Source organism: Planococcus versutus, from assembly GCF_001186155.3.
Taxonomy (GTDB): Bacteria; Bacillota; Bacilli; order Bacillales_A; family Planococcaceae; genus Planococcus; species Planococcus versutus.
In genome coordinates, this window is the sequence record NZ_CP016540.2 from 797,611 (window position 1) to 810,564 (window position 12,954).

A 12,954-nucleotide genomic window follows, 5' to 3' on the forward strand; every position below is an offset into this window, starting at 1 on the left:
GGCGTTTTGTTAGTTGTTAGCATTTTTTATTTTTTGTAACGCATTTTTTTGAATGATCAAATCAGAAGCACGGAGTTGTTCTGCCGCGACGTTACTGAATTTGTTACAAGACTCATCAGGAACTGTTTCCCCTAACATGACATTGTAACAGCTTCCGTTTCCGGCAGGTTGTGTTAAGTCAGGTTTGAAATACAGGTCTTCAAAACGGAAAGACCCATCTCGAAAAATAGTTAAATTGCTGTCTTCGTCCATTAATGATTGACCAAGCATATAAGGCGGCGCAATCCCGATAAGATCAAGAATGGTTGGGGCAATATCAATTTGACCACCAACACTATCATTGATGCCTCCTTCTTTGGAATGAGGTGGTTTAATGAAAAGTGGCACTCGACGATCAAGTTCGAACAACTCTATCTCTGTTTTAGCATTCAACTCTTTCGCCATTTCACTGTCTTTTTGAGTGAGTCCACTATCATGGTCTCCATAAAAAACAATTAGTGAGTCGTCCCACATGTCTTTTTGTTTTAACTGTTCAATCATGGTGCCCACTGCACCGTCTACATAATGAACCGTTTCGTAATAACCTTTTAGTAAGGGATCCTCATAACCTGTGAAATCCAATTCTTTAAACTGTTTAGGAATGGTATAAGGTGTGTGACTAGAAAGTGCAACCATAAATGCAAAATACGGTTCTGTTAACTGCTCAGTAAGCTCAATGGAAGTAGTTAAAAAAGTTTCGTCATTTACAGCCATGCCAATGTCTTGTTCATCGGGGAAATCAGGACGGCTGAAAAATTGATTAAAGCCGATATTTTCGTAAACTGTATCTCGGTTCCAAAAGTCTTTTCGAAATGCATGCATTGCTGCAGTGTCATATCCGGCGTTCTTTAGTAGCTCTGGCAAAGCGCTAAACTCGTTTTCTTCTGCGTACTGTGTATAAACAGATCCTGATTTCAAAGGATATAATGAAGTTAAAGTAATAAACTCTGCATCAGAAGTCCGCCCTTCATGTGTTTGATGATAAAACGATGGAAAAAACTGCGCTTCTTTTTTTAATGCATTTAAATGAGGTGTTAATTCTTGACCATTTACTTGATGATCAATTACAGACGTTTGAAACGATTCTAATTGCACGACAATAATATTTGGTTTTTCTGAATCGGATACAGTAAAAGGGGTCTCGGGATTCACTTTCTGAATCAATGCTTCGTCTGCTGCTGACAAGTGATCATCTCTTAAAAAAGAGCCAACTCCACGAGCAAAGTCCAGTCCGTGATAACCCCAAAAGCCGAGTTGATAGTATTCACGCATATTTGAGATAGACTCATCAACAAGCCATTTTTCCTCATCGTTATAATTTATTGCAAGCGGCATTACAACAATAACCAGTCCTAAAACAAAGCCAGCTCCTGCGAAGATTCGTTTGCTTTTTTGTGTTACGACTTCTTGTTTTGTACGCATAATAAAAAGAATAAAAGAAAAAAAGAGCAAATCAGCAAAAAAGAAAAAGTCTTTCGTTTCGATTAATGTCAAAAAACCGCCACCAACGTCACTCATCTGTGTAATGTCAGAAAGCAAGGCAATCGAAAGAAAATCAGTAAAATAACGATAGTACCAAAGATCCGAGACTAATAAGGTGCTATGTAAAAACAACAAGATCAACAAAATCCAAGATCGTTTCTTTTTACTGACGAGTAAAGTCCAGCTAGACAATACAACAATGGAAGCAAGATTGAGAAAGAAGAAACTAAAAGAGAAAACCGTTTCTGCGTATATGCTGAATAACCACATTTTTGAAATAGATAATACTAAGTAAAGCCAGTATTCTGGGGATTTCATCAGGCACCTCCGGATAAGTTTTTCTGTTTTACGAATGAAAATAATGAGTGCAAAATGCTTGATCAACATTTTTATAAAAACAGAACTATTATTTTTAAGATACCACTAACAGAGAGAGTAGAAACCTAGAGATAGCCATGTTCAAATAAACAAGAAAGGCGTTTTTCAGTTTAACTACATAATGATAATGGGTATTTATAAAGGAAGAGGTATAATCATTTACGTAAATGAGGATAGTAAGGAGTGTTGGCAATGACATCACCAAAGAAGACGTCAGCTAATAACCAATCAGAAAAAATAGCTTGCAAGTATCCAGTCTATCCTATAGGTCAAAATTTTTTCGTAGATTTTGGAAGTCAGGAGTCGATTTATGGAAACTGGCAAGTCGCAGAAAACGACAATGCGCCATTTTATATGTGTCGCCGTGTTTTTGAAAGTGGAAACGTATCTAGAAGAAAATCAGCGGATCATTACCGACAGTTTTTTGAAGCCGAAATTCATTATGCTTTGAATAAGGTATAGTTCTGAAAAATTAATCTCTATAGAAAAAACGCCTCCTTTAAAGTAAGCGTTTTTTACGTCTTTGTTTAAGATATAAAAAAAGAGATAGATTAGTTGAATTTTTGATGTATTATAAAAGTATTACATCGGAGAGTAAGGTGATCTATCAATGAAAGCAAAACAACAAGAGATTGAAATACCTTTTCTATTAGCACTTGTTCCATTAGTTGTTATGATCACTGTAATGGCCATCACAATTATTGTCTTTGAAGGAAGTCCTCATGTGCCTTTAGCTGTAGGAGCAATTGTTGCAGCAATTATTGCATGGCGTTTTGGGTATAAATGGGAAACAATCGAAGAAGGGGCTTATAAAGGAATTCGTCTTGCTCTTCCTGCTATTTTGATTATTATTGTTGTAGGCATGATTATTGCTTCGTGGATTGGCGGAGGTATTATCGCAACCATGATTTATTATGGTTTACAAATTATTACCCCTTCCTTATTTTTAATGACAATCTGTATTATTTGTGGAATTGTTGCACTCGCTATTGGGAGCTCATGGTCTACTATGGGGACAATTGGCGTAGCGGGTATGGGTATCGGAATCAGTATGGGTATTCCAGCTGCTATGGTAGCAGGAGCTGTTATTTCAGGTTCTTATTTTGGCGATAAAATGTCGCCATTATCGGATACAACAAATCTAGCAGCAGGCATCACAAATACTAATTTGTTTGAACATATTAAACATATGCTCTATACAACAGTTCCTGGTCTGATTATCGCATTAATCGTTTATTTTTTCCTCGGTCGTCAATTTGCTGGATCAGCTATTGACCAAGGTAATATTGAAGCGATTTTAGCAGCTTTAGATAGTAACTTTTTAATTTCACCTTGGTTGTTATTAGTACCTGGAGCAATCATCGTGTTGGTTGCATTTAAAGTACCTGCTTTACCAGCATTGATTATCGGCGTCTTTCTTGGCTTTATGTGTCAAATCTTTGTACAAGGCGGAAACGTTGGAGATTCAGTTAATACACTGCATGACGGTTATGCTATTGTTTCTGGCAATGAAATGGTTGATGAGTTGTTTAATCGCGGAGGAATCGCATCTATGATGTTCACCGTCTCTTTAACTATTTTTGCGATGGTTTTAGGAGGCATACTCGAACAGACAGGTATGTTGAGAGCCATCGTTAAACAGATTTTAAAAGTCGCAAAAACAGCAGGTAGTTTGATTGCTGCTACGATCGTGTCTGCATTTTTTACAAATGCAACAGCTTCAGAGCAGTACATTTCCATTCTCATTCCAGGTAGAATGTATGCGAGAGCTTATCAAGACCAAGGCTTGCATTCAAAAAACCTTTCGCGTGCACTCGAAGACGGTGGAACATTGACGTCACCATTTGTACCTTGGAACACATGTGGTGTCTTTATTTTAGCCACTTTGGCTGTACATCCATTTGCATATGCACCTTACGCAGTACTCAATTACACCGTACCGATAATTGGCATTATTATGGGATTGGTTGGTTACAAAGTTCAATTTTTAACAAAAGAAGAAATGGATCAGCTGAAAACAAACCAGCGACGCGTCGATAATGAAAATGAATTGGTGGATGGCGTTTAATTTTTCATTCATAAATAAACAGATAAAAGCGAGCATCTTCTTTTTGGAATCAAAAGAAGATGCTCGCTTTTATTAATGACTCGATTAGGTAGAGAAAGTACATTTCTTACCAAAACAAGTAGTCAATTATTCTTTGCTGCGGTCGATGCCATATAACAGCCAAGGTGAAGGCAAATCAAAAGGATGATTGCTTGGTAATTGGCTTACTTGTGAAGGAGTTAAATCCATCCAAATAAATGGATTTGTTTTGACTTGTTCACTTAACTTACTCTGTGCCAGTGAAATGGTTTCCCACAATCCGGCTTGGTATGAAATGTCGTCCCATGGGTAAACAACATGTAAATAATATTGTCGTTTATAATCTTTTTTGGTGATTAGTACTCGGTCTTCCTGCGCATTTTCAAAAAATGACCATTCGGTTAATTTGGCGTCGGTAAATAAGTTTTCAGTAGATGGAAATGCGTAATAGCATTCATAAGGAAATACAGCACCTTTGTTCGTATAAAGCTGGTCGATCCATTCTCTTTTATGTGATAGCTCTGTAAGTTCTCTCCAATAAGAGCCATTCTTTTCAAGTAAAGAGACCTTTGTTGAAATAGCACTAGATAATGTAGATATTTCTTTGAGACCCAGTTTATCCAACACGCGACGAGCAGCTGTATTTTCTTCTTGCGTATTGGCACCAATCCATTGAATGGCAGGAAGGGCAAAGCTTTGTTCCAATACATGAGCCATCAATTGTGTGGATAAATTATTGCCACGGTAGCGCAAATCACTGCGCATTCGACCAAGCATTATGTAATGCTCAGCGAAAATCGTGTAGCCTCCAATACTCGCAAGCTGATTGTCGACGAACAAACCGTATAAACGGCTAGAGCCACCAGATATTCTTTTGTATACTCGGAGCAGGTAATCATCTGCAATTCCTGTCTCCATCTCCTCTAAAAAATGTAAATCATCCAGCTGAAGCTGTCGAATAGAAGTTTTCATAATAGACCACCTTTGACGTAAGTTAAAATCGCTATATGTATTATATACAACAATATTACTGCGTTACATGCAAGTAAGAATCTTATTTATAGAAAACAAAAGCTAGCGTTATCTTTTAGTTGTTCATTTGTGTATAGTAGATATAGCTAAATCGACAGTTTAAAAAAACCATTAAATTTCACTATTGTAATAAGGAGGCCAATCAAGTGGAAAAAGAAATTATAGCTATTCAAGATAAGCAACAGTTATCGAAAGGCGACCACATTTTTTATTATGTAGAAGACTTAACTAGTTATATTGATAATGCCATTTCGTATGTCGAAGAAGGTATTAAACAAGGAGACCAAGTGCTATTTGTTGAAAATGAACGTCTTTTCCCAAAAATAGTAGCTCGTCTCGAAGAGTTTCTTTCTGAAGAACAATTACAAAATATTCATTACGTTAATAATTTTACCTTTTATTGGCGAAACGGCAATTTTCATCCACCAACGATTTTAAAACATTTTTCTAGTTTGATTGATCCTCTTGTAGAGAAAGAATTGAGTTTTCGAACTTGGGGACATATCGAGTGGCGAGATAATGATGAACTTACTAAAGAGCTTAACGAATATGAACAAGCAATTAATGAGCTGATTCCGCAAATTCAAGCGATTTCGGTATGTGCTTACGATGCTTCCCGTCTTACCGTTTCACTGAAAGAATTATTGATTAATTGTCATGATTTCTTAATGACAGATGGTGAAATTTCTCCACTTGCAAAATAAGGATGTCGAAAAAAAGAATCTCTCCATTGGAGTAGATTCTTTTTTTGAAGAAGAAGATACCTCTTTCTTTACTTATCAGAATATTGACAATAGTATAAAAGAGAATAATATATGAAGTAACCAAGTTTCTATATAAACATGTTCTAAACATCAAAAGCCTACGAGTTGAAAAGGAGGATAACGTAAATAAATCGGTTAGAAAGAGTGACAGAAATAGCGTTGAACAGAAAATTTTTATTTTGATATTCAAAAATCATAAGAGAAAAGGGTGGAATTATGCAAATCAAATCTGCAGTATTAAGAGAAATTGGAGCTGAAGCTCCTTATGAAAAAAGTCAACCAATTCATATAGAAACAATAGAATTGGACCCTCCTGAAAAAGGTGAAGTACTCATTCAAATAAAAGCAGCCAGTTTATGCCATTCCGATTTATCAGTAATAAATGGCAGTAGGCCACGGCCAGTACCAATGGCTCTTGGCCACGAAGCAGCAGGTATAGTTGTAGAAATAGGAGATGATGTATTCGACTTAGAAGTTGGAGATCATGTTGCCTGTGTATTTGTCCCAAGTTGTGGGCATTGTGGTCCGTGTCGTGAAGGGCGTCCTGCTTTATGTGAACCAGGAGCAGTTTCTAATACAGCAGGTACTTTATTGAGCGGGGGAAACCGTCTTCATAGTGGAACGGAAACCATTAATCATCATTTAGGCGTATCGGCTTTTTCGGATCATGCAGTAGTATCGAGAAATTCGATTATCAAAGTGGATAAAGAAATTCCTTTTGAAAAAGCAGCGTTATTTGGCTGTGCCGTTATAACAGGCGTGGGTGCAGTAGTTAATACGGCAGCGATTAAGCTTGGAAGCACAGTAGCAGTAGTAGGTCTTGGCGGTGTTGGTCTTAGTGCTTTGTTAGGAGCGATTGCTGCGGGGGCTAGTCATATCGTGGCAGTCGATATTAATGAGACAAAACTCAAACAAGCAAAAGAACTAGGTGCTACCGAAGTTTATAACTCAAAAAACGAGAATGTTATCGAACAAATCCGCAAAGCAACAGGAGGAGGACTAGACTATACATTCGAAACGGCGGGTGCTGTTCAAGCGCTAGAAGTTGCTTATAGTATTACAAAACGAGGAGGGACAACTGTTACTACTGGTTTGCCTCACCCAGACAATAAATTTTCTTTTCCCTATGTTTCCTTGACGGCCGAAGAACGAACGCTTAAAGGCTCGTATGTGGGTAGTTGCGTACCAAGTCGAGATATTCCTCGCTATATGAGTTTGTTTCAACAAAATCGATTGCCTGTTGATAAACTGATTACTGATTTTATTACATTAGATGAGATCAACAAAGGGTTCGATCTTTTAGCAAAAGGCGATTCATCGCGAATTATTATGAAGTTTTAAGTAGCCCCAATAAATGAAACAAATCGCAATCCAAAATAGGATTGCGGTTTTTCTATGATCGGTTAGAATTGCGCTCGATGTGGGTATGTTAAAAAGAGACACGTGAAGATGCAGCATAGAGGAGGCAAAGCATGGATACTCAAAAATTCATTGTTAAACAAGATGAAAAAATAAAACTGTCACACTACTTAACGACAGATGACAATAGATATAGCGAAAAAGAGTTGACCGAAAAACTAATTCCGGAAAGCCTTGAAAAATTAAAAAAATTACATATGAAGTTGCATGCCCAAGAACAAAAAGGAATCGTTGTTGTGTTGCAGGCAATGGACGCGGCGGGAAAAGATGAAACAATCACCTATATCTTTTCTAACTTAACAGCACAAGGTCTAAAAACAACATCATTCAAAAAACCTTCTGATGCAGAACTTGCACATGATTACTTATGGCGTTTTCGAGAAGGCATGCCAGCAAGAGGACAGATTGGAATTTTAAATCGTTCTTATTACGAAGAAGTAATTGCACCGAGAGTTCATGATTTGCTTGGAGACACGCCGCTTCCTGATGAACTAATCGATGACGACATTTGGAATGTTCGTTATCGCCAAATCAATGATTTTGAACGATATATGTCTGAAAATGGATTCCCAGTTGTGAAGTTCTTTTTCAATATGTCATTCGATGAACAACGTCGTCGCTTGCTCGAACGCATGAAAAATCCAGAGAAAAACTGGGAATTCTCATTTAATGATGTAAAAGAACGTGAATATTGGAATGGTTATCAAGAGATTTTTGAAGATGTATTGAACAATACATCGACAGAACATGCACCTTGGTATGCGCTTCCTGCTGATGACGAATGGTTTTCGAGATATATTGTTGCAGAAGTAATGGTGGAAGTGTTAGAGAAAATCAATCCTTACTATCCTGAAATTAAAGGGGAAGAAAAAGAGCGATTGGAAAAAGCAATTCGTAAATTAGAAGAAGAGTAGAATGCGATGGAACTCTCCTAGAAAATTTCGAACAGTCTATGAACAAAAGCAGAAAGGCTTGCATTCTTAGCCCAAATGCTACTATAATATGAAACGTTGGTTCACCATAAAAAAGAAAATTTTATTCGCTTTCTCGTAGTTTTTAGTTGAACAAAAATTACATTCTGATAAATAATCTTAAGGTGACGTGCAAATGCACGCCCTTTTTTTGTGGCATGAACAAAATAGACTGACTGAGATTTTCTTTAGGATTGGAGTTTAATTATGAATAAATGGATGAGATTATTAATTGTTTTTATTTCTTCGATTGTTTTGGGAGTAGCATTTAATATGTTTTTACTGCCACATGCAATATTGGCAGGTGGAGTAACAGGCATCGCGATGATGCTGGGATTGGTAACACCTTTAAACGCAGGGATCTGGATGATTTTGTTGAATATCCCAATTTTGATTATAGGGTGGATGAAACTCGGTAAGAATTTTATTGCTAACAGCTTGTTTTCAGTTATCGTGACATCAATTTCGATGTTGTATATTCCAGTTGTCAAAATAACGGAAGATGCCTTGCTTTCGACTGTTTTTGGCGGAGTGATTGCCGGAGCTGCAATGGGAATTATTATTCGTTACTATAGTTCGACAGGTGGATTTGATGTTATTGGCTTATTGTTATCGATGAAACGAGATATCCCACTCGGTGCGCTTGTTTTTGTCCTTAACAGTGCAGTTGTTTTTGTTTCTGGTTTTGTTTTCTCATGGGAGTTGGCGATGTATACTATGGCTTCGATTTATATTTCAGGACTTGTCATTGACCGCGTCCATACCCGTCACATTAAACTCAGCTTGATGGTTGTAACGAGTCAAGGCGATGCTGTCAAAAAAGAGTTGCTTGATAATTTATATCGCGGTATCACAGTAGTAGATGGCGAAGGGGCTTATTCAGCAGCTAAAGTAAAAGTTCTTTATAGTGTCATTAGTCGTCATGAATTGGCTTTCGTACGTCCATTGATTAAAAGAATCGATCCAAACGCGTTTGTCAGCATTAGCGAAACGATGGAAGTCATGGGGAACTTCAGAAAAGATGATAACTTCATGAAAACACCAAATTTAAAAAACTCTTCAGTACAATAACTGAAGAGTTTTTTTGTGCGAAAGTATAGAGACATTATTGAAATAGTAGGTAATCCGCTTCTGAAACAAATTCGTTGCTAATATCGATAAATAAATAACAGTCACCAGATAATGGGAAACTAAATGTGCGTATCATTTTAGTTGTTTCAATATCTGAATACACGTCTGATAAAATGCCACGATTCCACGTTTTCATTTGCATCACGTTTTCAAGGAAATAAGGCCGGAATGCCCAATGCGAGCCGAAATGCTCAGATTCGAAAACCCAAAGCTTTTCTCGTTTTTGAAAATTAGAAGATACTTGTCGACCGTCGCTATTGCAGATATACAAACGGAAACTTTCTTTATCAAAAGACTGCGACACAGATTCAATAAATCGATCTGCTGTTTCAGGTCCCTGCCATTTTGACAGTACTTTTTTTAGTTTTTCTTCTAAACTATCAGTGAAGGCATAACGCTTTTCAATCGAAAGCTTTTCTCTCTGGACAAATACAGTAATTTTTTCTCCTACATCGTATGAAGTGAAATGAGTTGTTGGAATTTCAAAATTTGGTTTTGCTAAATGAAGTCCTTGGTAAAAATGACCTCCGTTTTTCCAAGCAAAATACAATTGGTAATTGTCTTCAATGTTTTCGTAAGAAAGTTTTGCACCTATTCTTCGGGCCAATACCGTTAAGGTTTGAATAACATCTTGAAATGCACCGGGATTGGCATTGCGAACAAGATTTGTATCAATTTTCAAAATATGAGGTCGAAGTTGACGAATTCGATCAATATTAGAGCTCTTTGCTCCTACATGATCTACGGCAATTTGAATGCCATAAGTTTTATAGTACATCAATAGATGGTGAAGTACATCGAAGTCCTCATCAAATTCATGTTCAGTGATTTCCAAAACAATTCGATTCATAGAAAATCCGTTTTTTTGATAAGTTTGAAGTGTCGCTAAAAAGTCTTCACCGCTATTGATGAGTAATTGTTTAACATTTCGATTGATAAATAATAATCCTTGACTGTTAGAATGGAGCATTTGATCAATAGCTAATTTGAGTAAATGATTATTGACTTCAACTTTGTATTCATCAGGTACATCGTTATCTTGAAAAAATCCCCGCAAGCTTAGCCAATTATCTTCAAAATTGAAACGACCCAAAACTTCGTAACCGATTACGATATGTGAGACGGCACTAATAATCGGTTGAAAAGCAGGCTTTACTTTAGTCAGATCTTCAATAATATCTAGTGGATCCATAGTAATTACTCCTTTGCTGAAAAATCTATCGAGTATGTGGACTTTTATATGAGTCTAAAAAAGAAAATGACTGCACAAATTCACGCTTGGTAAGTATGTTCCTTAGTGAAATGTTGTTGTGTATCAACCAACTGGTTCTTTTCTTGTCAATAGGACTGTCATGACATGCCATTCTCTTTTCTAAAAAGTAGAGTGCTATCGATTTTAAATTTGGAGATTGAAAAAGTATGTATCCCTTTAGTATAGATGAATAGGGAGTAAAAAGAAATGTAGAGTAAGCTAGGTAGTCACTAAATTAGAAACGGTTTTAGCACTCGCATTTTTACGATCATTTAGCCTGTATGATAAAACAGTGATAAGTTTAGTGCTATACAATAAAGAAAACATAAGGAGATGATTCACTTGAAAAAGTTTTCGGAATTACAAAATCGCTCTAAAGAAAATCAGGTTAATCTTAATCGATTTTTGAACATCGCTCATCGAGGAGCATCAGGACATGCACCTGAAAATACACTGGTTGCTTACAAGATGGGCAGAGAAATGCATGGAGACTCTATAGAAATCGATTTACAAATGACAAAAGACGGCATTTTAATCGCTATGCACGATGAAAGAGTGGATCGCACAACGAATGGTACTGGATATATTAAAGACATGACAATCACTGAAATTAAAGCTTTGGATGCCGGTTCTTGGTTTAATAAGGCTCATCCTAAAAAAGCAAAACCAAGTTATGAAGGATTATGCGTTCCAACTTTTGAAGAAGTGTTAGAAGTTTTTGGTGAAGATTCGCGTTATTATATCGAAACAAAAGCACCTGATGTTTATCCGGGAATGGAAAAAGAACTTGTGCGCATCTTAAAAAAGTATAACTTACCTATCAACCAGGAATATGCAAGTAACGTAATTATCCAATCATTCAGTGAGGATAGTTTACAGATAGTAAAAAAATTGAATCCGATTATCCCATTAATTCAATTAATTTCTTACCCGATTCAAGCGACTGTTTCAAAAGCAGAACTTGCGCATATTAAAAGTTATGCAGTTGGTGTTGGTATGAATTATAAAAGAATCGATCAAGCCTATATTCGAAAAGTACAAGAGCAAGAGTTATTGATTCATCCATACACAGTAAATAAACGTGAAGACATGAAACGAATGATTGACTGGGGAGTAACCGGACTGTTCACTAATTATCCGGACGTTTTAAATACTTTGCTAAAAGAAAAACAGGCAATAATGATAAATGACCAGCTATGAAATCGCACTAGATTTCACAGCTGGTCATTTACAAAAACTATTCGATAAATTCAAGGTCTTTAATCCATGTGGATAAATGTTCTTTTGTTAAAGCATTTAAATTACTATCTACATTCTTTAATAAATCCATTTCATAATCTTTAGAATCTGCGCTTTTAACAAAAGTGGTTGTGAAAGCTGGATTCTGCAAAGTGATGGTACTTGAATTGGTTGTTACGTTTTTCGTAATATCGAGATGCAAAATAGCGCCAATTTGTCGATCTATTCCATCTTGACCCGATAAAAAGTTACCAAGTGAATAAACGACAAAAACCTTACGTCCGTCTATGGCATCTATCCATGCAGGTGGCTGCAATACATGTGGATGGTGACCTAAGATGATATCGGCGCCATTGTCTGCAGAAAAGCGAGCCAAGGCGATTTGATCCGCGTTGGGCATTTTTTCATATTCTTGTCCAAAGTGAAGGCTTAGAACGACTACATCGGATATTTCTCGAGCCAGTTTTAAATCTTCTTGAATAATTAACGGATCGATTCGGTTGACTAAGTGATCTTTTCCAGCAGGAGTTGGAATTCCATTTGTACCATACGTATAGGATAAAAAAGAAAAGCGAATCTCGTTTTTGGTTATCAAAGAAATTTTTGAATGCTCATTACTCGATAAAGAAGAGCCAGTATGAACCATTCCGATTTTATCCCAATAGCTAATAGCGTTTTCAATCGCAGGTAAACCACGGTCTAACGTGTGATTGTTTGCTAGTGTCACGACATCCACACCAGAATTTTTTAGCGCGTCGCCCACTTCATAAGGACTATTAAAAGAAGGATAGGAAGACAGACCCACTTCACTGCCTCCGATCATGCTTTCTGAATTGGCAATCGTCAAATCGGCTCTTTCCAGAAAAGGTGTGACTTTCTCAATCATTGGATTAAAATCGAAGACACCATTGACTTCAGCAGCATGATACACACGATCATGAATTAATACATCACCCACAGCAGACAAAGAAGCGGTATGTTTTAAGGATAATTTTTCAGGCATTATAGCAATTGGGAATTGTCGTGCTTCCAAAGAAAGTGAACGATTTTCGTCGGAAGGAGCAGCCTTTGCGCATCCAGCAAGCAAAATCATTATGATTATTACTATTGAAAATACACGGTTTTTGTGGATATTCACTCGTTTCACCTCATAAATTTAGT

General features: G+C 36.8%; 11 protein-coding genes. 7 read left to right on the plus strand and 4 right to left on the minus strand.

Annotated features, from left to right (window positions below):
• Positions 1-9 precede the first annotated feature (9 nt).
• Positions 10-1,839 (minus strand): LTA synthase family protein, encoded by a 1,830-nt coding sequence (locus tag I858_RS04035; protein WP_049694796.1) that lies wholly within the window; start codon positions 1,837-1,839, stop codon positions 10-12.
• Between the two features lie 252 nt (positions 1,840-2,091).
• On the opposite strand from I858_RS04035, the gene I858_RS04040 reads away from it, so the two are divergent.
• Both I858_RS04040 and nhaC read left to right on the plus strand, forming a co-directional pair.
• Entirely contained in the window at positions 2,092-2,361 is a 270-nt protein-coding gene (locus I858_RS04040; RefSeq protein ID WP_049694795.1) for a hypothetical protein, read from the plus strand.
• Between the two features lie 148 nt (positions 2,362-2,509).
• The gene (nhaC, locus tag I858_RS04045; RefSeq protein ID WP_049694794.1) at positions 2,510-3,967 is read left to right on the plus strand and encodes a Na+/H+ antiporter NhaC; all 1,458 of its coding nucleotides are present in this window, start codon (positions 2,510-2,512) and stop codon (positions 3,965-3,967) included.
• Between the two features lie 126 nt (positions 3,968-4,093).
• Here nhaC and I858_RS04050 read toward each other — a convergent pair whose 3' ends face one another.
• Positions 4,094-4,957, minus strand: a complete 864-nt coding sequence (locus tag I858_RS04050; protein WP_049694793.1) for a GNAT family N-acetyltransferase — start codon at positions 4,955-4,957, stop codon at positions 4,094-4,096.
• A 206-nt stretch (positions 4,958-5,163) separates the two neighbouring features.
• On the opposite strand from I858_RS04050, the gene I858_RS04055 reads away from it, so the two are divergent.
• The 4 genes from I858_RS04055 (at position 5,164) to I858_RS04070 (ending at position 9,242) form a co-directional block, all read left to right on the plus strand.
• Entirely contained in the window at positions 5,164-5,721 is a 558-nt protein-coding gene (locus I858_RS04055; protein ID WP_049694792.1) for an MEDS domain-containing protein, read from the plus strand.
• A 276-nt stretch (positions 5,722-5,997) separates the two neighbouring features.
• Positions 5,998-7,122, plus strand: a complete 1,125-nt coding sequence (locus I858_RS04060; RefSeq protein ID WP_049694791.1) for a zinc-dependent alcohol dehydrogenase family protein — start codon at positions 5,998-6,000, stop codon at positions 7,120-7,122.
• Positions 7,123-7,253: 131 nt separating this feature from the next.
• A complete protein-coding gene (locus I858_RS04065) occupies positions 7,254-8,114 on the plus strand; it encodes a PPK2 family polyphosphate kinase (protein WP_049694790.1) in 861 nt (286 codons plus the stop codon).
• A gap of 264 nt (positions 8,115-8,378) precedes the next feature.
• The gene (locus tag I858_RS04070; protein WP_049694789.1) at positions 8,379-9,242 is read left to right on the plus strand and encodes a YitT family protein; all 864 of its coding nucleotides are present in this window, start codon (positions 8,379-8,381) and stop codon (positions 9,240-9,242) included.
• A 34-nt stretch (positions 9,243-9,276) separates the two neighbouring features.
• Here the strand turns inward: I858_RS04070 and I858_RS04075 are convergent, their stop codons facing one another.
• Positions 9,277-10,494: an EAL domain-containing protein gene (locus I858_RS04075; protein WP_049694788.1), complete on the minus strand. Its 1,218-nt coding sequence runs from the start codon at positions 10,492-10,494 to the stop codon at positions 9,277-9,279.
• A gap of 393 nt (positions 10,495-10,887) precedes the next feature.
• Here I858_RS04075 and I858_RS04080 point away from each other — a divergent pair, with 393 nt between their 5' ends.
• Positions 10,888-11,754: a glycerophosphodiester phosphodiesterase gene (locus I858_RS04080; RefSeq protein ID WP_049694787.1), complete on the plus strand. Its 867-nt coding sequence runs from the start codon at positions 10,888-10,890 to the stop codon at positions 11,752-11,754.
• A gap of 37 nt (positions 11,755-11,791) precedes the next feature.
• Here I858_RS04080 and I858_RS04085 read toward each other — a convergent pair whose 3' ends face one another.
• Positions 11,792-12,931: a CapA family protein gene (locus I858_RS04085; RefSeq protein WP_049694786.1), complete on the minus strand. Its 1,140-nt coding sequence runs from the start codon at positions 12,929-12,931 to the stop codon at positions 11,792-11,794.
• Positions 12,932-12,954 lie beyond the last annotated feature (23 nt).